The following is a 20,445-nucleotide window of genomic DNA, read 5'->3' on the forward strand; positions in this document are numbered from 1 at the left end:
GTTCTCCGCACCTGACCTGGCCCGGTGGGGGCTGCGCCGCCCCCCCCGCGCCACCGCTTCGACGGCCTGCCCCCGCCGCCCCCCACGGAGGGTGCGTCGCCTTCCTTGGAAAAGCGGATGGTGCCGTCGATGTCGCCCGTTATCGACTGACCGGCGAGCGCGGCCAACTGGTCGATGGCGGGTGCCGCGAACGTCAGCGTGCCGAGCGGCATGAACTTGTCGTCCAATGCGAGATCGCCCGAGACCTTGTTGTCGCCGAGCGAGACCAGGAAGCCATTGATCGAACGCTTGCCTTCGCTCGTCACCAGCGCTGCCTTGATGTCGAGCGGCTGGTCGTTGACGGAGCCGGTCAGCGAGACATTGGCGGCGGGGCTCTCAATGTCCGCCTTGCCGCTCGCCGTCAGCTTGATGCTCTTCACCGTGCGGCCCGAGGCCGTCAGGCTGTCGCTGTCGGCGGAAACGGTGAAATCCGGCGCCGTCATGGCGCCGCTTGCCGACAGCGCGAAATCGACGCCGCCGGCAACCGGCACGCCGACCGTTGGCGACAGCACGGAAACGTCGCCCAGTTTGCCCTTGATGTCGGCCTGGATGTTGGTGCCTTGCATGCTGGCGGTACCGGCGGCGCTGAGTGTACCGGAGGTGAATTCGATCGAGTTTGCAGCGAAGGACCCTTGTGGATCGCGCGTCGCGGTGGCTGAGAATTTCACCCGGGCGCCGAGCACCGAGGCGATCTGCGGCGGCAAGGCCGTCGCCACCGCATCCGCGTTCATCTTGAGCTGCATCGACAGATCGGCAAGCGCCACCGTGGCTGTCAGCGAGGCATTGAGCGCGTCGGAGCGCAGCGTGCCCTGGTCGATGGCAATGACATCCTTGCTGACCGATCCGGCCAGATCGACACCGACCTTGCCGGTGATCAAGGGCGCCAGCGTCGCCACGTCAGTTTTTAGACCACCCGCCTCCAGCTTGACGGTGACCGGCCCGGCGCGATTCTGGATGTCGAAACCGTCGGAATGGATCTGCGCCGCCAGATCGTCCAAGCGCGTACCACCGGCGACGATCGAAACGAAGGAGGCGCCGATATCGATGATCGGCGCCTTGCCGTCACCGAACGCGCGGGCGGTGGCGTTGCTGATCGCCAGCGTAATCGGTTGCGCCTTGCTTCCCACGCTGACGACGACAGGCGGGCCCTTGGCGGCGAGTTCGACCGAGAGATCGCTGGCGCCGGCGGGATCGACGATACCGGTGGCGGTGCCATGCACCGCATCGCTGTCGATGTTGGCGCGGTCGACACTGACGCCGCCGGCCGATGTGGCGGTACCCGCGACATCGAAACTTGTCTTGCCGGCAAACAGCGGCTTCAAATTCTCCGGCAGGAAGCGGGCGAAATCGCCATCCCCCTCGGCCTCTATGTAGTTTCCCTTGTCGGTCAGTTGGTGGCGGCCCGTCAGCTGAGTGACGATCTTGCTGTCGACCGTGAACGTGCCGATGCCGTTCCAGTTGGCGAGCGGTCCCGTGCCCGAGACGATTATGTCGACCGGCGGCGTATCAGGCAATTTGAGCAGATTCGCGATGATGCCGCCTGCCGGCTCCGAGGCCTTGAGGTCGAGGTCGAGCCTGTTGTCTGCCGGCGCAAAGTGGATTTTGGCGTCGACATTGCCCTGCTTGCCATCACGGCGGGTGACGTTAAGCACCGTCTCGACCGCCAGCGGCGCAGCATCCGCCTTGAACATACCCTTGGCTGCAAGTTCGGCGATGCCGCTGCCGGCAAGGTCTTGCCCCAGCGCGATCTCGGGCAGGTCGATCTGCTTGATGTCGAGCGAAACCGGCAGTGTCGTCGTGCCGCCGCTCTGCGTCGGCTGCGTGGTCGCCACCGGCAACCGGGCAAGTTCCATGCGCCCGGCCGCGATGCGGTCGGCGCTGAAGTTTTTCGACAGCAGCGCCAGCGGCGACCAGTCGACGGCCACCTTGCGTGCCACCAGCCAGGCACCCTCGCGGTCCTCCAGCACGACATGGTCGACGCTGAGAGCCCCGGACCAGATGCCGTCTATGCCGCTGACCGTGATCTTGCGGTCGTCGCTCGATGCCAGGCGCGAGATGATGCCGGCGAGATTGTCGCGTCCACGCTCGGTCTTGGTCAGCACGACCAGCGCACCGATCGCTCCAGCGACCACGATCAGCACCGTGTAAAGGACAATGCGAAGGATGCGCCAGACCGTCTTCATCGTCAAAACGCCTGTCCGATGCCGGCATAGATGCCGAAATGCGGGTCGCCCGGATCGCGGTTGAGCGGCACGGCGGCGTCGATGCGCAGCGGCCCGAATGGGGTGACATAGCGCAGGCCAACGCCGGCGCCGACCTTGACGTCGGAGAAATCGGGAAACGATTTGGTCGACACGGTGCCGGCATCGACGAACGGCACGATGCCGATCGTGTCGGTGACGGCGATGCGCATTTCGACCGAGGTCTCGAAGAGCGACAGACCGCCGATCGGCTGGCCGGTGAAATCCTTGGGGCCAATGCCCTGATAGGCATAGCCGCGCACCGAACCGCCACCGCCGGAATAGAAGCGTCGGTCGGCCGGCACATTTTCAAGGCTGGTGCCGACGATCGAACCAATGGCGACACGTTCGGCCAGCACGAACTTCGAGGCCGAATCCAGCGACTGATAGGCCGATCCCTCGCCCTTCAGCTTGAGGAAGGCCGCGCCGCTCAAAATGTCGTAGCTGGGCTCCGCATAGGCCAGCACACGGAAGCCGCTGGTCGGGTTCAGCCGGTTGTCCCGGTTGTCATAGACATATTGCAGCGGAATGCTGGCGATCAGGTACTTGTGCTTGCCGAATGCGTCGTGGATGCGGGAATAGTCGAGTGCGACTTCCGCGGAAACCGTCTGCTTCTTGGTCAACTCGTAGGACAGGCCAGTGCTGCCCTTGATCGAGAAATGGTCATAGGCGTCCGGATGTTCGAGCACGGTCTTGACGCTGGCGAAGAACTTCGATGCCGGCCCGATCACGCCCGGCTTTTCGAACATAATGCCGGCATTGTAGTTGAGTTCGCCGAGGTCATTGCTGCCGATGCCGCTGATGGCGCCGTCGATGCGCAGCTTCTCGGCCCGGCCGAACAGGTTGCGGTGGCCCCAATAGCCTTCCAGGCCCAACCCCTCGGTGTTGGAAAAGGTGCCGCCGACGCCGAAATAACGCGGCTTTCGCTCGCTGACCTGGACGCCGATCGGAATGTTGCCGTCGGCATCGAGCGTGTCGGCTTCCTTGAACGTTACGCTGTTGAAGACCTCTAGCGCCAGCAGCCGGTCGCGCGCATCGTCGATCTCTTGCGGCGAGTATTGCCGGCCGCGCTTGAGGCCCGTCATGTATTCGGTGAAGTCGCGGTCGACCTTCTCGGTGCCTTCCACCGTGGTCGGGCCGTAGCCGGCCACCGGCCCAGCGGCGACCGTCAGCGTCACGTCCAGCGTCGAAGTCGCATGGTCGGCGACGATTTGCCGGTCCGTCACCTTGGCCAGCGGCCTTCCCTGCTCTTTCAGCGTCCGCACGATCAGTGCCTCGGCCTTGAGAACGGCGCCGGACCCGGCATCGCCGCCTGATATCAAGCCATAATCGGCGCTCATCAGCCCCGCCGCGTCGCCTTGCAGCCTGATATTGCCCAAGGTGAATTTCGGCCCGCTGGCAATGTCGATGACCACCGGGACCGGCTGTGGGCCCTTGAATTCGGCGTCCGGCGGCAGATCGTCGAGCGACTTGCCGTCGATGGTGACGGTGACGACGCCTTCGTAGCGTGCATCGGCATAGAGCGCGGCGACCAGCTGTTCGCGATCGCTGCGCGCCTTGGCCATCAGCCCGAGCGAACCGGAAACCGGACGTTCCTCGTCACTTTTCAGCGTCGAGGCGTTTTCGAGCTTCTTGACCAGATCCTTGTCGGCGTCGGGGGCGTTGATGGTGACCGCATAGCGCAGGGGATCGACGATGTCGGCATCCTCGTCGCTGGACGATCCCCACAGCTTGATGCCGAAAAGCTCGAAAGCGGCCACTGGCCGCGATTCGGCGACCAGCGCGCTCGAGCAGATCATGGCCAAAAGCAGGGCGCGCGGAAGCACACGCCCTGGCGCGCCACCTCCTGACATCTGCTCTTCATGCGCCGGCATTAAGACAACCTAGGTTATAAAACTAAAATTGGAATGAAGTTCTGAAGCGCTCGTAAAGGGGCCACAATCCAATTGTCTGAAATAGGACGGGCTTGGAATTCACACCTTTTGCGTTGCCGCAAGAAAGCGTGATCCCCTGTCCTATGGAGGTACTACCGGCCATCGGCCGGAAAGGAAACCGTTGGCAGGCGGAACCCTGCCGCGTCCTTGTGTTGACAAGCCTGACTGAAGCTTGATCATGCCTGGACGTCAGCTGTGTCTGGAGGGGTGTTATGGCAATGCGCGCGGCTCGTGGTCTGTCGATCCTGATTCTTCTGTTTTTTGCCTGGAGCGGTATCGCGCAAGCGACTGAGGCCCGGCGAATTGCGACGACGGACAATTCCGATTATTTCGGCTTCGATCTCAGATCCGACCAGAATGTGACGCTCGACCAGTGCAAGACGACATGTCTGGGCGATCCGGCCTGCCGCGCCTTCACCTACAACAACAAAGCCAAATGGTGCTTTCTCAAATCCGACTACAATCAACTGAAGCCGTTCAACGGCGCGATCGGCGGCAAGGTCGTCAACATCGATGGCGATCCCGATATCGGCGCGCCGCCTGAACTCGCCTTCTTCCCCAACTGGATGGCCGATCAGGCCCAGCAATACCGCAACAAGTTGTTGGGTCCGGCCTACATCAAGCCGACCGAAGGGCTGACCGCGCTGACGAATGCCGCCGAGCAATCGGTGCTTACCGGCGACCACCGCTCCGCCATGCTGAGATACGAAGGCGCCGTGTCTGTCATGCCCGATGACGGCCAGCTCTGGCTCAACCTGGCGCGTGAAACACTGGCCGTGCAGCCTGCCGCCAACACCTCCGATGCCTCCACTTTGCCGGCAAACGGCACCTCCGCCGCATTCAATGCCTACAAGCTGCTGCGCACCGCCAAGACGCGCGCCGAAGTGCTGGCGCTGCTCGGCAACGGCCTTGACAAGCGCGACCTCTACCGGCCGGCGCTGCAGGCTTATGAAGCCAGCCTTGCCCTGAACCCTTCGCCCGCCGTCCAGGCCGACTATGCCGATCTCAAGGCGCGCAAGGGTTTCCGCGTCATCGACCACACGGTCGATGCCGACACCAGCGCGCCGCGTATATGCGCGCAATTCTCCGAGGATCTGGTCAAGACCGGCGTCGATTACGCGCAGTTCGTCACCGTCGACAATGCGCCGCCCAAGGGCGTCGAGGCCAAGGACAAGCAGATCTGCGTCGAAGGGCTGGAGCACGGCCAGCATTACGACGTCACCTTCCGCGCCGGCCTGCCAGCGGCCATCGGCGAAGTGACCGCGGCCCCCGTGGTGCTGTCGATCTATGTTCAGGACCGCGCACCGTCCGCCCGCTTCACCGGCGACAGCTTCGTGCTTCCGGCCGGCGCGCGCCGTGGCATTCCGGTCGTCACCGTCAACATGAACGCCGCCGAAATGAAGCTCTACCGCATCGGCGACCGCTCGCTGGCCCAGCTTCTGTCGGGCTACCAGTTCCTGCACCAGCTCGACGGCTATGACATTTCCAACATTTCCGAGCAGATGGGCGCGCCGGTCTGGCAAGGCCAGCTCGACATCGCCACTGATCTCAACAAGGAGGTCACCACATCCTTCCCGGTCGACGAGGCGCTGCCGCAGCGCAAGCCGGGCGTCTATGTGCTGACCGCCCAGGCCGTCAACGACAACAGCGACGACTACAATTCCATGGCCACGCAATGGTTCGTCGTCTCCGATATCGGCCTGTCGACCTATACCGGCCAGGATGGGCTCAATGTCTTTGCCCGGTCGCTGGGCAGCGCCAAGCCGATCTCGGGCGCCGAACTGACGCTGGTGGCCAGGAACAATGAGGTTCTCGGCACCGCGACATCGGATGCCGATGGTCATGCCGTCTTCAACCCCGGCCTGACGCGCGGCGACGGCGGCATGGTGCCGGCCGTGCTGATGGCCAAGCAGGGCGACAATGATTTCGTCTTCCTCGACATGGGTCGAGCCGGCTTCGACCTGTCCGACCGCGGCGTTACCGGACGCGCAGCGCCAGGCGCGCTCGATGTCTATGCCTGGACCGAGCGCGGTATCTACCGGGCCGGCGAGGATGTTCATGTCGCGGCCCTTGCCCGCGACGGCGCCGCCAAGGCGGTCGAAAACCTGCCGCTGACCTTCATCTTCTCGCGCCCCGACGGCGTCGAGGACCGCCGCATCGTCAGCGACGGCGCGTCTGCCGGCGGCCATGCCGTCGACCTGCCGCTCGAACCCAACGCCATGCGCGGCACTTGGTCGGTGTCGATCTACACCGATCCCAAGCAGGCGGCCGTAGCCAGCCAGATGTTCCTGGTCGAGGATTTCGTGCCGGATCGCATCGAATTCGACATGAAGGCCGACAAGCAGGAGATCGCACAGGGCGAAACCGCCAACATCAACATTGACGGCCGCTTTCTCTACGGCGCGCCGGCAGCGGGCCTGGCGCTGGAAGGCGAGCTGACGCTGTCGACCTCGCGCGACTGGGACCGTTTCCAGGGCTTTTCCTTCGGCCTCGCAGACGAGCAGTCCGCAGAACCCACTGTTACCCCCCTCGCCGATCTGCCGGTGGTTGGCGATGACGGCAAGGTGACCTTCCCGGTCTCCGTCGAGCAGCTGCCCTCTACCACCAAGCTGGTCGACGCCAAGGTGACGGTCAGGATGCGCGAAACCGGTGGCCGCGCCATCGAGCGTTCACTCAACATCGGCATCCGCCCGCAAGGCCATATGATCGGCATCCGCCCGGACTTCGCCGACAATGAAGTGCCGCAGGGCGGCACCGCTAAGTTCAGCCTGATCGCTGTCGATCCCGACGGCAAGCGCGAGGCGCTGAAAGGCGCGCTATGGACGCTGGTCAAGGTCGAACGCAATTACCAGTGGTACCGCTCCAACAATTCCTGGAACTACGAGCCGGTCAGCTTCACCAAGTCGATCGCCAACGGCCAAGTCGACCTCAACGCCGACGGCGACGCAACCGTCTCCGTCCCGGTCGATTGGGGCCAGTACCGGCTCGAGGTCGAGACATCGGATCCCGAGGGACCGGCGACCAGCTACGAATTCGACGCAGGCTGGTATGTCTCCTCGACCACCACCGAAACGCCTGACGGCCTCGAGATCGCCCTCGACAAGGACACCTATGCCGCCGGCGAAGTGGCCAAGCTGAAAGTCTCGCCGCATTTTGCCGGCGAACTCTTGATCAACATCGGCTCCGACAAGCTGTTGAAGACCGTCACGGCGTCGGTGCCGGCCGGCGGCAGCACCGTCGATATCCCGGTCGGCGACGACTGGGGCGCCGGCGCCTATGTCACAGCAACCCTGTTCCGGCCGGGCGAGGCGCAGGAAACGCGCATGCCGGCGCGCGCCATCGGCGTGAAATGGCTGAAGGTCGATCCGGGCTCGAAGAAGCTCGCCATCACCTTGACGCCGCCGGACAAGACCATGCCGCGCCAGCAGCTGTCGATCCCGGTTTCGGTCGCCGGCGTGCAGCCGGGCAGCAATGCCTATGTCATGGTTGCCGCCGTCGATGTCGGCATCCTCAACCTGACCAATTACAAGGCACCCGATCCGGAGAACTGGTTCTTCGGCCAGCGTATGCTGGGCATGGAAATCCGCGACATCTACGGTCGCCTGATCGACGGCTCGCTTGGCAACACCGGCAAGCTCAGGACCGGCGGCGACGGCGCCAACATGCAGGCGCAAGGCAGCCCGCCGACCGAAAAGCTGGTCGCCTTCTTCTCCGGTCCCGTCGAGTTCGATGCCGACGGCAAGGCGCGGATCGACTTCGACATTCCACAGTTCAACGGCACCGTGCGCGTCATGGCCGTCGCCTGGACCAAGGACGCGGTCGGCCATGCCCAGTCCGACGTCATCGTGCGCGATCCCATAGTCATCACCGCCGGCTTGCCGCGCTTCCTGGCGCCTGGTGACGCCGCCGTCATGCGCCTCGATGTCGCCGACACCGACGGCCCTACCGGCGACTATGCGCTGTCGATCGAAACCACGGGCGACCTGTCAACGGGCGACAAGCCCCTGCCCCAGAAGCTGACGCTCGCCCAGGGCAAGCGCCAGACGCTGACCGTGCCGCTGATCGCGCAGACGGCTGGCAATGCCTCGCTCACCATCAAGCTCGCCCATGCCGACGGCACCAAGGTCGAGCAGACGCTCTATGTGCCGGTGCGTCCGGCGCAATTGCCGGTCACCACCCGGCTGGTGGTCGACCTCAAGGGCAATGGCGGCGCGCTGCGCGTCGACAAGGAACTGCTGGCAGCAAGCCTGCTTGACGGCGCTTCCGTCAGCGTCGGCGTTTCCCAGGCCGCCGCCTTCGACGTGCCGTCGCTGTTGATGACGCTCGACCGCTACCCCTATGGCTGCGCCGAGCAGACCACCAGCCGCGCCATGCCGCTTCTCTACGTCAATGAGTTGGCGGCCGGCATCGGCATGGCCAGCGACCCCGACATCCATGGCCGCATCCAGGACGCCATCTACAAGGTTCTGAGCTACCAGGCCTCGGCCGGCAGCTTCGGCCTGTGGGGTCCGGGCTCCGGCGATCTGTGGCTCGATGCCTATGTCAGCGACTTCCTGACCAGGGCGCGCGAGCAGAAATACGACGTGCCGAGCCTGGCCATGAACCAGGCGCTGAGCAATCTGCAGAACTCGATCGGCTACGACCAGAGCGTACAGGACCGTGGCAGCGAGATTGCCTACGCCCTCTACGTGCTGGCCCGCAACAAGAAGGCCTCGATCGGCGATCTGCGCTACTACGCGGACACCCAGCTCGAAGCGTTCTCAAGCCCGATGGCCGTTGCCCAATTGGCGGCGAGCCTGGCGCTCTACGGCGACACGCCGCGCGCCGAAGCGACGTTCAAGACAGCCCTGCAACTCGCCAAGTCGACCACCGACTACGACTACTACCGCTCCGACTACGGCTCGCGGCTGCGTGACGGCGCGGCGATGCTGGCGCTGGCGGCGGAATCGAAGCCGGTGCCGACGATCGTGCCGGAGCTAATCAAGCTGGTAACCAGGGAACGCGCCGAAGCCCGCTGGACCAGCACCCAGGACGAATCCTGGATGCTGCTGGCTGCCCGCGCGCTGAAGGAAGGCAACGATACGATCACGCTGACCGTCAATGGCGCCGCGCACTCCGGCGGCTATTCCAACCAGGTCGACGGCAGTGACCTGATAGACAGCCCGCTGACCATCGCCAACACCGGCAAAACCCCGCTGCAGACCGTCGTCACCACCGTGGCGTCGCCGATCCAGCCCCTGCCAGCCGGCGGCGACGGCTTCACCATCGATCGCACTTACTACAAGCTCGATGGCACCGAAGCCAACGTCACCGAGGCGACGCAGAACGAACGCTATGTCGTCGTGCTCAAGGTCAACGAGCAGAACAAATGGCCGTCGCGGCTGCTGATCACCGACCTGTTGCCGGCCGGCTTCGAGATCGACAATCCGGGCCTGGTTTCCAGCGCCCAGTTGACGAACTTCTCCTGGCTGGCGCAGACCGATGCGGCCCATCTCGAATTCCGCGACGACCGTTTCGTCGCGGCGTTCAACCCGGCCGACGGCGACCACGACCACAATTTGACCCTCGCCTATGTCGTGCGTGCGGTGACGCCTGGTACTTATGCGCACCCGGCGGCAACGGTGGAGGACATGTACAGGCCGCAATACTCGGCCCGCACCGCTACCGGCATGATGGAGATCAAGGCGCCGTAAGGCGCCGATGGTGACGATCATGAACAGGACGATGGCGCTGCCCCTCATCCGCCTGCCGGCACCTTCTCCCCGTATAGTGACGGGGAGAAGGGCACTGTCGCGATCGTCGGCACCTGTTCTGCAACTTTGGAAATTGGCGAAATCCTCAATGCAGGCCTCTTTCTCCCCGTCTCTATACGGGGAGAAATGCCCGGCAGGGCAATGAGGGGCGGCGCCATGCTTTCAAGAAAACACCTTCGCCGCGCCGTCATTGCCGCAGCTTCCTGCATTGGCATTCTCGTTCTCTCCGCAGCCTCCCTCCGGGAACTCGACCGCGCCTTCCCGCCACCGCTGCCTGCCGAACTCACTGTCTCCACCGAAGTCCAGGATCGCGATGGCCAGCTGTTGCGCGCCTTCGCCACGCCGGACGGCTACTGGCGGCTCGAAACCCGGCTCGACCAGGTCGACAAGCAATTCGTCGACATGCTTGTCACCTATGAGGACAAGCGTTTCTGGGATCATGAGGGTGTCGACGTGCTGGCTCTGGCCCGTGCCGCCGGCCAGTTTGCCACCAGCGGCCACATCGTCTCCGGCGGCTCGACCCTGTCGATGCAGCTTGCACGGCTGATCGAGCCGCGCGAGAGCCGCAGCCTCGGCTCCAAGATCAAGCAGATGCTGCGCGCCATCCAGATCGAGCGGCGGCTGTCGAAACGCGAGATCCTCGAACGCTACCTGACGCTGGCGCCTTATGGCGGCAACCTGGAAGGCGTGCGCGCCGCCTCGCTGGCCTATTTCGGCAAGGAACCGAAGCGGCTCACCGTTTCCGAGGCCGCCCTGCTCGTCGCTCTACCGCAGCTGCCGGAAAAGCGGCGGCCCGATCGCAACCTGAAGATTGCCCACGCCGCACGCGACCGGGTGCTGACCCGCATGGTTTCCTCCGGCCTGCTCGGCGAACGCGAGGCCGCACGTGCCGCCCTCGACGACGTGGCGGGCCTGCGCCGCACCTTGCCGGCGCTCGCCCCGCACGCCGCCTATGCGATGTTGCCCAAGGCCGTGCCCGGCCAACCCTTGCAGCTGACGATCCGCAAGAGCGTCCAGGAAGGGCTGGAACAGGTGGCGCGGGACGCGGCCACCAAGCTTAGACCCCGACTCTCCGTCGCCATGGTCCTGGCCGACTCCCGCACCGGCGACATCCTCGGCGAAGTCGGCTCGGCCAATTTCTTCGACGCCAGCCGCTCCGGCTGGATCGACATGACCAAGATCGTCCGCTCGCCCGGCTCGACGCTGAAGCCGTTCATCTACGGTCTTGCCTTCGAACAGGGCCTGGTGGCGCAGGAGACGCTGATCGACGACAGCCCCGTCGATTTCTCCGGCTATCGGCCGAAGAATTTCGATATGGGCTACCAGGGCGACGTCAGCATCCGGCAAGCGCTGCAACTGTCGCTCAACGTGCCGGCGATCCGCGTGCTCGACGCTGTCGGTCCGACGCGGCTGATGGCGCGCTTCCGTCAGGCCGGTGTAAGCCCCGTGCTGCCGGTCAACGAGGCGCCGGGCCTGGCCATCGGGCTTGGCGGCGTTGGGATCACTTTGCGCGATCTCGTCCAGCTCTACACAGGGCTCGCCAATGGCGGCAAGACGCACACGCTGCATGACGGCACCGAGCCTGCCAATGCAGAGCGCACCACCGCCACCATCCTCGACGGTCAGGCCAACTGGCAGATCATCGACATCCTGTCGGGCGTCAAGCCGCCCGAGGGTGCCCTGCAGCGCGGCATCGCCTACAAGACCGGCACCTCCTACGGCTACCGCGACGCGTGGTCGGTCGGCTTCGACGGCCGCTATGTCCTGGGTGTCTGGGTCGGCCGCCCCGACGCCGGCGCGGTGCCCGGCCTGTCCGGCTATGTCTCGGCCGCTCCCATCCTCTTCGAGGGTTTTGTGCGCTCGGGCTTGGCCACCGTCCCATTGCCGGGCAAGCCGCCCGGTCTGTTCAACCCCAGGCGCGAAGACCTGCCGGTGACCCTCGCCCGCTTCGGAGCCGGGTCGGACGGCCTGGTGCAGGCGACAGTGACCGAACCCGCACCGACCATCATCTTCCCGCCCGACGGCGCCCGCGTCGATCTCGGCACCAACTCGGTCGATGCCTCGCCGTTGGTGCTGAAGCTGCAAGGCGGGCGCGCGCCGTTCCGCTGGCTGGCCAACGGCAAGCCGCTCACCGGCATCGACCGTCGCCGCACCGCGACCTGGCAACCTGACGGCGCCGGCTATTCGACGCTGACGGTAATCGACGCCGCGGGGCGTGCGGCGAGTGTGAAGGTGTTCGTCGAATAGACCGAGCCAAGCGATTCATCGAATTGGCTTTCCGGGCGCTCGGCAGATAGCAGGATATTCACCCATGCCTGTTCCGAGGCACCCCCCTCTGGCCTGCCGGCCATCTCCCCCGCAAGGAGGGAGATCGGATTTCCTTTCCGCTTTCGCCAACTGTCAAAGACAATACGCAACGGCAAACCTGCCGATCTCCCCCCATGCGGGGGAGATGCCCGGCAGGGCAGAGGGGGGTGCCTCGCGCAATCCTCGACCGTTGTTAGCCTCAGCACTGGCAGCAACAATCCTTGTCGCCGCAATCCCTCTACCCGCTTTCGCCGACGCCCTGCCCGCCGGCTTTGTCCGGCTCGCCGATGTCGCCCCCTCGATCCGCCAGGACATCCGCTATGCCGGCGTCGAAAACTTCCTGCATCGCAAGGCCGATGGCTATGAAGCGCCGGTCTGCATTCTCACCAGACAAGCGGCGGAAGCCCTTGCCGCCGTCCAGAAGGCGATCGTCGCCAAAAGCCTGACGCTGGTCGTGTTCGACTGCTACCGCCCTGCCCGAGCCGTCGCCGACATGGGCGAATGGACGAGACAAGGCGGGCCACCCGATCCGCAATGGTATCCGAAGGTCAGGCGCGGCGACCTCATCGCCAAGGGCTATGTCGGTGAACTATCGACCCATTCACGTGGCTCGACCGTCGATGTCGCCCTCGCCCGAACGGACCTCAAGTCCAGCCTAAACCCGACCTGCGGCACCGTTGATGCCGACACGCTCGATTTCGGCACTGGCTTCGACTGCTTCGACCCGAAGAGCGAAACCGCCCACCGCGGCCTCGCCGGTGAAGCGGCGGCAAACCGCAAGATGCTTGTCGAGGCCATGCGCACCGGCGGTTTCAAGAACTATGCACGCGAATGGTGGCACTTCACGCTGGCGAACGAACCGTTTGCCAAGGAGCGTTTCGACTTTCCCGTCACCGCCGATTGAGGCGCCGGACTAAATTCCACACGGCCTTGCCTCGGCACTGCTCATTTCTAAATAGGCTGGGGTGGCCGGCATGGATTCGTCCCGGAGACGCAGGAGGAAAATATTTCTCCATACGACGAAAGATCGTCTAATATTTTCTCCAAGGGGGCAAAAAAGGCAACATTGATTGCATCTAATTTCTATCAATTCGGTAGATTTGACGTGGGTTCAACGGAGGCAGAAATGACCAAACCTCATTTCAGGAAACTGCTCGGCGCACTGGTCGCCACATCTGTCCAGTTCGGCACGCTCGGTTTCGCGTTTGCCGATACCACCATCCTCAACGTGTCGTACGATCCGACACGGGAGCTCTACCGGGCCTATGACGAAGCTTTCGTCGCCCATTGGAAGGCCGAGACCGGCGAGACGGTCACCGTCCAGCAGTCGCATGGCGGATCTGGCGCCCAGGCCCGCGCCGTGATCGACGGCCTCGATGCCGATGTGGTAACGCTGGCACTCGAAGGCGACATCAATGCGATCGTCTCGAAGTCGAAGAAGATAAATCCCGACTGGCGCAAGAAATTTGAAAACAATTCAGCACCTTACACCTCGACCATCATCTTCCTTGTCCGCAAGGGCAATCCCAAGGGCATCCACGACTGGAGCGACCTCGTCAAGGACGGCGTCCAGGTGATCACGCCCAATCCCAAGACCTCCGGCGGTGCACGCTGGAACTACCTCGCCGCCTGGGCTTACGCCAACGCCAATGATGGCGGCGACGAGGCCAAGAACAAGGAATTCGTCGGCAAGCTCTACGCCAATGCCCCGGTGCTCGACACCGGCGCTCGCGGCTCGACCGTGACCTTCGCGCAAAAGGGCATCGGCGATGTGCTGATCGGCTGGGAAAACGATGCCTATCTGGCACTCGACGAATTCGGCGCCGACAATTTCGACATCGTCTACCCGCCGACATCGATCCTGGCCGAGCCGCCGGTGGCGATTGTCGACGCCAATGTCGACGCCAAGGGCACGCGCAAGGTCGCCGAAGCTTATCTGGGCTGGCTCTATTCCAAGGAAGCGCAGACGATCATCGCCAAGAACCACTATCGTCCGGCCAAGCCCGAACTTGTGGCTCCGGCGGATCTGCCCAAGACACCTGAAATCAAGCTGATCTCCATCGACGATCCGCTTTTTGGCGGTTGGAAGAAGGCACAGCCTTATCATTTCGGCGATGGTGGTATATTCGACCAGATCTACAAGCCGGCCCAGTGAGCTAAATCTAGATCAGGACGATATGACCATAGCACCCGCGCAGGCGGGGTGGCGGTTCAGACAGCCGAGTGTCATTCCGGGTTTCGGATTGACGCTCGGCTTCTCGCTTGCCTACCTCACCCTCATCATCCTCATCCCGCTGTCCGGGCTGATCTGGCGCTCGGCCGCCCTTGGCTGGCCCGAGTTCTGGGCGATCGCCACCGACCGTCGCACCATCAACGCGCTTGAAATCAGCTTCGGCACCGCCTTCATCGCGGCTGGCGTCAACGTCGTCTTCGGCACGCTCGTCGCCTGGGTGCTGGTGCGCTACCGCTTTCCCGGCCGCCGCATCGTCGATGCCATGGTCGACCTGCCCTTCGCGCTGCCGACGGCGGTGGCCGGCATCGCGCTGACCACGCTCTATGCGCCGAACGGCTGGATCGGCAAATTGCTGATGCCGCTTGGCATCAAGGTCGCCTATACGCCGCTCGGTATCGTCATCGCGCTGATCTTCATCGGCCTGCCCTTTGTCGTGCGCACCGTGCAGCCGATCATGGAGGAGATCGACAAGGAGGTAGAGGAAGCCGCCGCCACGCTTGGCGCCAGCCGCTTCCAGATCATCACCCGCATCCTGTTTCCGGGCTTGGCGCCGGCCATCATCACCGGCTTTTCGCTGGCCTTCGCGCGCGGCGTCGGCGAATACGGCTCGGTCATCTTCATCGCCGGCAATTTGCCTTACAAGTCCGAGATCGCGCCGCTTCTGATCGTCATCCGGCTGGAGGAATACAATTATCCGGCAGCGACCGCGATCGCGGCGGTCATGCTGTTTTTGTCGTTCTTGATGCTTTTGATCGTCAATCTCGCACAGTCATGGAGTCGCAAGCGCTATGGCTGATCCCGAGATCAAATCCTACGAACCCTATCATGAGAGCCGCTCGGCGGCGGTGACCGAGAGCCGGCCGGCGCAAGCCATCCTGATGGCCATCGTCTTCGCTTTCCTTGGCATCTTTCTGCTCCTGCCGCTGATCGTCCTCTTCCACGAGGCGCTGGCAAAAGGCGTCAGTGCCTATACGCAATCGCTGAGTGACGCCGACACGCGCTCGGCGATCCGGCTGACCCTGCTGGTGGCGGCGATCTCGGTGCCGCTCAACATCGTCTTCGGCATCTCCGCCGCCTGGGCGATCGCCAAGTTCGAGTTCAAGGGCAAGGCCTTCCTGACCACGCTGATCGATCTGCCCTTCTCGGTCTCGCCCGTCATTTCGGGCCTGGTCTATGTGCTTTTGTTCGGCGCCCAGGGTCTGCTCGGCACCTGGCTGAACGCGCATGGCATCGTCATTCTGTTTGCCGTGCCGGGCATCGTGCTGGCCACCGTCTTTGTCACCTTCCCCTTCGTCGCCCGCGAGCTGATCCCGCTGATGCAGGAACAGGGCAATGGCGACGAGGAAGCAGCCCTTTCGCTCGGCGCGAATGGCTGGCAGACCTTCTGGTACGTGACCTTGCCCAACGTCAAATGGGGGCTGCTCTACGGCGTGCTCCTGTGCAATGCGCGTGCCATGGGTGAGTTCGGCGCGGTCTCCGTGGTGTCGGGCCATATACGCGGCCTGACCAACACCATGCCGTTGCATGTCGAAATCCTCTATAACGAGTACAACGCCGTCGGCGCTTTTGCCGTCGCTTCATTGCTTGCGGGCCTGGCGCTCGTCACGCTGGTCTTGAAAACACTGCTCGAGATGCGCTACGGCGCCGAGATCGCCGCGACGCGCGGACACTGATAGAGGGGTTTGCATGGAAGTTCGCGTTGCCAACGTGCGCAAGGAATTTGACCGGTTTCCGGCCCTTCACGACGTGTCGCTCGACATCAAGTCGGGCGAGCTGATCGCGTTGCTGGGCCCGTCCGGATCCGGCAAGACGACGCTGCTCAGGCTGATCGCGGGACTGGAGCTGCCGACGCGGGGAAATATCTTCTTCGGCGACGAGGACGCCTCGCAAAAGTCGATCCAGGACCGCAATGTCGGCTTCGTCTTCCAGCACTATGCGCTGTTCCGGCACATGACGGTGGCCGACAATATCGGCTTCGGCCTGAAGGTCCGGCACGGGCCGTCGCGCCCTCCGGCGCAGGAGATCCGCCGCCGCGCCTCCGAGCTGCTCGATCTCGTCCAGCTTTCGGGGCTGGAGAAGCGCTATCCGGCACAGCTCTCCGGCGGCCAGCGGCAGCGCGTGGCGCTGGCGCGCGCCATGGCGATCGAGCCCAAGGTGCTGCTGCTCGACGAGCCGTTCGGCGCGCTCGACGCGCAGGTGCGCCGGGAGTTGCGCCGCTGGCTGCGCGAAATCCATGACGCCACCGGCCACACAACCGTCTTCGTCACCCACGACCAGGAAGAGGCGCTGGAACTTGCCGACCGCGTTGTGGTGATGAGCCAAGGCCGCATCGAGCAGGTCGGCACCGCCGACGACATCTACGACACGCCGAACTCGCCCTTCGTCTACGGCTTCATCGGTGAATCGAGTTCGCTTCCCGTCAAGGTCGAGAATGGCGAGATCTGGCTTGCCGACCGTCCGATCGGGCTTGCCGCGCCCAACGAGCCCTCGGGCGATGCGATGCTTTACTTCCGCCCGCACGATGTCGAATTGCTGGACGGCTGCAGCGGCTGCATCGCCGGCACGGTCGCCGCCAGCCGGCGTGTCGCCGGCACGCGCCGGGTGGAACTCGAGATTGGCGGCGAGCGCCAGCGGGTCGAAATCGAATTGCCGGTCGATCACCCGGCGGCACAGAAAAGCCGGGTGGCGTTCCGTCCCGGACGCTGGAAGCTGTTTCCGGCGGCTTGATACTCTGTCGAGCGCTATTCCAGCCAGTTCTCGACCTTCAAGTCTTTGATCCGGTTGAACTCTCCCGTATTGGCGGTCACCAGCGTAGTGCCCAGCGCGCAAGCGTGGGCAGCAATAAAAAGGTCATTGTGGCCAATGGTCTGGCCAGCGCTTTCCATCTCGGCGCGAAGGGCGCCATATTCGGCATCTACCGGTACATCGAGCGGCAGGACTGGGATCTCGGCCAGCAGTTCCTCGATTTTCCTCAGCAGCTTGGCCGACCCTTTCCTGGCGCAGCCATATCGCAATTCCGCGGCGACTACGATGCTGGTGCACACGGCGGCATCTCCCGCGCGCGCCATTGCACTTGCGGCCTTGCCAGCGGGGTTTCGGATCATGTCGCTGATGATGTTCGTGTCCAGCATGAACCGCATCAGAAAATTTCCTCGGATTTGATCGGCGCGTCGTCGATCTCGGGGAAGTCGTCCTCAGGACCGAGCGGCGGCTCTTTCGCCCATTGAGCGAGCAGCGCGGTGAGGCCGGGTTTGCGAACCGGCTCGATGACAAGGCGGTCGCCTTCGCGACTGATTAGGACCTTATCACCTGGAAGTTCGAACTCGACGGGAATGCGCACCGCCTGGCTGCGATTGTTGCGAAACAGCTTCGCCTCCTTCGGCGGTGTTGGCGAATGCCGATCCTGGGGCATGGTCGCGGCTCCATTGTATATGCCATTTGTATATGCCATACGACGCTGCGGTACAAGGCGCAGAAAAACTACGACGACGACAGCCATCCATTGGAACAGAATTCCAATAACTGCCCATTTCAGCGATATCTTTTCTCGCGGCAAGGCCATGAAGCTACGGTGCGTGCCTCGTCGCGCATGATGCGCCACGGCTATGGTCCCAGCATAACGCCCAGCATAACGCATTGCATCGGAGCCTGTTTCATGAAGCGATTTTTCCTTGGCGTCGCCACCGTCGCCGGCCTGTTCCTCGCATCCTCCCAGGCCTGGTCGGCCGACAAACTGCTCAACGCGTCCTATGATGTCGGCCGCGAATTGTTCGTGCAGGTCAACAAAGCCTTCATCGCGCAACATCCGGGCGTCACCGTCGACCAGTCGCATGCCGGCACTTCGGCACAGGCGCGCGCCATCGCCGAGGGCCTTGGCGCCGATGTCGTTACCTTCAACCAGGTCACCGACATCGACTTCCTGGTCAAGAAGGGCCTTGTCTCGGCCGACTGGCAGAAGGATTTCCCCGACAACGCCTCGCCCTTCTATTCGCTGCCGTCCTTCCTGGTACGCGCCGGCAACCCCAAGCACATCAAGGACTGGAACGATCTCGTGCGCGACGACGTGCAGGTGATCTTCCCCAACCCGAAAACCTCCGGCAATGCGCGCTATACCTATCTGGCGGCTACCGCCTATGCCAAGGAAGTTTTCAAGGGCGACGACGCCAAGGTGAAGGAGTTCATTACCAAGCTGTTCAACAACGTGCCGATCTTCGACACCGGCGGCCGCGCTGCGACCACCACCTTCGTGCAGCGCGAGATCGGCGACGTGCTGATCACCTTCGAGTCCGAGACGCGTGGCATCCGCAAGGAGTATGGCGACGACAAATTCGAGCAGGTCACACCCTCGGTCAGCCTGCTCGCCGAATTTCCGGTCGCGATCGTCGACAAGGTCGCCGACGAGCATGGCACGCGCGAACTGGCAAAGACCTATCTCGACTTCCTCTACACGCCGGAGGGCCAGGACATCCTTGCCCAGAACGGCACCCGGGTCCGCGATGCAGCAGTGGAGGCCAAATACAAAGCCCAGTTTCCCGATGTCCGCCTTTTGACGGTGGAAGACGTCTTCGGCGGCTGGGACAAGGTGCAGAAGGAGCATTTCGCTGCCGGCGGCCTGCTCGACCAGACTTACGGCAGCCGCTGACGGCAGCAACATCCGGGGTACGCGAGGGAGCCGGCGCTTTGCCGGCTTTTTTCGTTTATGCGCCGGCAACCCGGTTTTCAGCGGAATATCGGCGTCGTCAATGCAAAACGTTACAAAGAATCAACGTGTTTGTGCCTAACGTGCCATTCGGCGGCTTGTTTTCGCGAAATATCATCACGCGGCGAAAACGTCATTATTTGCACACAAACAGTCGCCAGATGCGAGTGGTTGGGGCTTCAATGGGTTAATCTGGGCATGCTGACAAAAAAAGGCAAATACGGCCTCAAGGCCCTCGTGCATCTGTCCGGCCTGCCGGTGGGCCAACTGGCCTTCGTCAACGACATCGCGGTGGCCAACAACATCCCGAAGAAATTCCTCGATGCCATCCTGGGCGAGTTGCGCAATGCAGGCTTCGTCCAGAGCCGCAAGGGCAAGGAAGGCGGCTATCGCCTCGCCCGGCCCGCCTCCGAAATCAAGATCGGCCATGTCGTGCGCGTGCTTGACGGGCCGCTGGCACCGATCCCCTGCGCCAGCCGCACGCAGTATCAGCGCTGTGACGACTGCGATGAGGCGACCTGCCAGGTCCGGCACATGATGCTGGAAGTGCGGCAGGCGATCGCCGAAGTGCTGGACAATCGCAGCCTTGCCGCCATGCGCGACGCCGACAATGATGATTTCCCGGTCGAACTGACGTCGCAGATCTAGAGCAATGCCAAATGCACCGCGTTTGCAGATCGCAGGTGCGAAGGCTCATGACCGGCGTATCCAGTGGACGGCGGCAGCGACGAGTTCGCTGACCGGGCGCGTCGCATCGAGCGTCAATGCCCGCTCGTTCGCTGCCGGCGGCTCGAGGATGGCGAACTGGCTGTCGACAAGGCTCGCCGGCATGAAATGGCCCTTGCGGTTGCCGACACGCTGCATCGCCGTGGCAGGGTCGATCTCCAGATAGAGGAAGACGATCCGTGGGCAGAAGCCGCTCAAGCGCGCGCGGTAGCTGCGCTTCAGCGCCGAGCAGGCGGCAACCACGCCCTGTCCGCTGTCCACGGACTCAGCAATGCGTTCGCCGATCGCGTCGAGCCAGCCTTCGCGCAATTGATCGGTAAGCGGCTCGCCGCTTGCCATGCGCGCGACATTTTCCGGCGGGTGCAGCCTGTCGCCCTCGATGAAGATTACGCCCAATTCGGCCGCCAGTGCCGTGCCGACGGCCGACTTGCCGCAGCCGGCGACGCCCATCACCACGATGACCGGCACTGAGCCAGGAGCGCCCGTCGGCGCCTGTGCTGCCTTTTCGTCCACT

The 20,445-nt window shown here is 63.6% G+C and carries 14 protein-coding genes; 9 read left to right on the forward strand and 5 right to left on the reverse strand.

The features are described 5' to 3' along the window. The coding region (locus tag NKI73_RS31350) for a translocation/assembly module TamB domain-containing protein (RefSeq protein ID WP_502909635.1) at positions 1-2,222 on the reverse strand (2,222 nt) is incomplete at its 3' end. 2 nt (positions 2,223-2,224) lie between these two features. Next, positions 2,225-4,153, reverse strand: a complete 1,929-nt coding sequence (locus NKI73_RS31355; RefSeq protein WP_352635671.1) for an autotransporter assembly complex protein TamA — start codon at positions 4,151-4,153, stop codon at positions 2,225-2,227. Between the two features lie 272 nt (positions 4,154-4,425). Here NKI73_RS31355 and NKI73_RS31360 point away from each other — a divergent pair, with 272 nt between their 5' ends. The 7 genes from NKI73_RS31360 to NKI73_RS31390 all read left to right on the forward strand — a co-directional run bounded on the left by NKI73_RS31360 (position 4,426) and on the right by NKI73_RS31390 (position 17,233). Next, a complete protein-coding gene (locus tag NKI73_RS31360) occupies positions 4,426-9,906 on the forward strand; it encodes an alpha-2-macroglobulin family protein (RefSeq protein ID WP_352635672.1) in 5,481 nt (1,826 codons plus the stop codon). A 216-nt stretch (positions 9,907-10,122) separates the two neighbouring features. Continuing rightward, the gene (gene pbpC, locus NKI73_RS31365; RefSeq protein ID WP_352635674.1) at positions 10,123-12,213 is read left to right on the forward strand and encodes a penicillin-binding protein 1C; all 2,091 of its coding nucleotides are present in this window, start codon (positions 10,123-10,125) and stop codon (positions 12,211-12,213) included. A 205-nt stretch (positions 12,214-12,418) separates the two neighbouring features. Beyond that, the gene (locus NKI73_RS31370; protein ID WP_352635676.1) at positions 12,419-13,177 is read left to right on the forward strand and encodes a M15 family metallopeptidase; all 759 of its coding nucleotides are present in this window, start codon (positions 12,419-12,421) and stop codon (positions 13,175-13,177) included. Positions 13,178-13,399: 222 nt separating this feature from the next. Then, positions 13,400-14,428, forward strand: a complete 1,029-nt coding sequence (locus NKI73_RS31375) for a sulfate ABC transporter substrate-binding protein (protein ID WP_352635678.1) — start codon at positions 13,400-13,402, stop codon at positions 14,426-14,428. Between the two features lie 22 nt (positions 14,429-14,450). Next, a complete protein-coding gene (gene cysT / locus NKI73_RS31380) occupies positions 14,451-15,302 on the forward strand; it encodes a sulfate ABC transporter permease subunit CysT (protein WP_352635679.1) in 852 nt (283 codons plus the stop codon). Beyond that, positions 15,295-16,179: a sulfate ABC transporter permease subunit CysW gene (gene cysW, locus NKI73_RS31385; RefSeq protein ID WP_352635681.1), complete on the forward strand. Its 885-nt coding sequence runs from the start codon at positions 15,295-15,297 to the stop codon at positions 16,177-16,179. Before cysT ends, cysW begins: the two co-directional genes overlap by 8 nt. 13 nt (positions 16,180-16,192) lie before the next feature. Next, positions 16,193-17,233, forward strand: coding sequence for a sulfate/molybdate ABC transporter ATP-binding protein (locus NKI73_RS31390; protein ID WP_352635683.1), 1,041 nt, complete (start codon positions 16,193-16,195; stop codon positions 17,231-17,233). A gap of 14 nt (positions 17,234-17,247) precedes the next feature. Here NKI73_RS31390 and NKI73_RS31395 read toward each other — a convergent pair whose 3' ends face one another. Then, positions 17,248-17,646: a type II toxin-antitoxin system VapC family toxin gene (locus NKI73_RS31395; RefSeq protein ID WP_352635685.1), complete on the reverse strand. Its 399-nt coding sequence runs from the start codon at positions 17,644-17,646 to the stop codon at positions 17,248-17,250. Next, complete coding sequence (locus NKI73_RS31400; protein ID WP_352635706.1) at positions 17,646-17,918, reverse strand: antitoxin; 273 nt, start codon at positions 17,916-17,918, stop codon at positions 17,646-17,648. The genes NKI73_RS31395 and NKI73_RS31400 overlap by 1 nt, the downstream gene beginning before the upstream one ends. A 243-nt stretch (positions 17,919-18,161) precedes the next feature. Between NKI73_RS31400 and NKI73_RS31405 the strand changes: the two genes are divergently transcribed. Beyond that, positions 18,162-19,148 (forward strand): sulfate ABC transporter substrate-binding protein, encoded by a 987-nt coding sequence (locus NKI73_RS31405; protein WP_352635687.1) that lies wholly within the window; start codon positions 18,162-18,164, stop codon positions 19,146-19,148. Between the two features lie 255 nt (positions 19,149-19,403). Continuing rightward, entirely contained in the window at positions 19,404-19,853 is a 450-nt protein-coding gene (locus tag NKI73_RS31410; RefSeq protein WP_136622569.1) for an RrF2 family transcriptional regulator, read from the forward strand. A gap of 45 nt (positions 19,854-19,898) precedes the next feature. Here NKI73_RS31410 and NKI73_RS31415 read toward each other — a convergent pair whose 3' ends face one another. Continuing rightward, a complete protein-coding gene (locus NKI73_RS31415; protein ID WP_352635689.1) occupies positions 19,899-20,444 on the reverse strand; it encodes a gluconokinase in 546 nt (181 codons plus the stop codon). Position 20,445 lies beyond the last annotated feature (1 nt).

The organism is Mesorhizobium sp. M0496, from assembly GCF_040321205.1.
Taxonomy (GTDB): Bacteria; Pseudomonadota; Alphaproteobacteria; order Rhizobiales; family Rhizobiaceae; genus Mesorhizobium.

Bases quoted from the DNA above. Each gene is read 5' to 3' on its own strand.
- NKI73_RS31355 (WP_352635671.1), bottom strand. From the start codon at position 4,153: ATGCCGGCGCATGAAGAGCAGATGTCAGGAGGTGGCGCGCCAGGGCGT.
- NKI73_RS31360 (WP_352635672.1), top strand. From the start codon at position 4,426: ATGGCAATGCGCGCGGCTCGTGGTCTGTCGATCCTGATTCTTCTGTTT.
- pbpC (WP_352635674.1), top strand. From the start codon at position 10,123: ATGCTTTCAAGAAAACACCTTCGCCGCGCCGTCATTGCCGCAGCTTCC.
- NKI73_RS31370 (WP_352635676.1), top strand. From the start codon at position 12,419: ATGCCCGGCAGGGCAGAGGGGGGTGCCTCGCGCAATCCTCGACCGTTG.
- NKI73_RS31375 (WP_352635678.1), top strand. From the start codon at position 13,400: ATGACCAAACCTCATTTCAGGAAACTGCTCGGCGCACTGGTCGCCACA.
- cysT (WP_352635679.1), top strand. From the start codon at position 14,451: ATGACCATAGCACCCGCGCAGGCGGGGTGGCGGTTCAGACAGCCGAGT.
- cysW (WP_352635681.1), top strand. From the start codon at position 15,295: ATGGCTGATCCCGAGATCAAATCCTACGAACCCTATCATGAGAGCCGC.
- NKI73_RS31390 (WP_352635683.1), top strand. From the start codon at position 16,193: ATGGAAGTTCGCGTTGCCAACGTGCGCAAGGAATTTGACCGGTTTCCG.
- NKI73_RS31395 (WP_352635685.1), bottom strand. From the start codon at position 17,646: ATGCGGTTCATGCTGGACACGAACATCATCAGCGACATGATCCGAAAC.
- NKI73_RS31400 (WP_352635706.1), bottom strand. From the start codon at position 17,918: ATGCCCCAGGATCGGCATTCGCCAACACCGCCGAAGGAGGCGAAGCTG.
- NKI73_RS31405 (WP_352635687.1), top strand. From the start codon at position 18,162: ATGAAGCGATTTTTCCTTGGCGTCGCCACCGTCGCCGGCCTGTTCCTC.
- NKI73_RS31410 (WP_136622569.1), top strand. From the start codon at position 19,404: ATGCTGACAAAAAAAGGCAAATACGGCCTCAAGGCCCTCGTGCATCTG.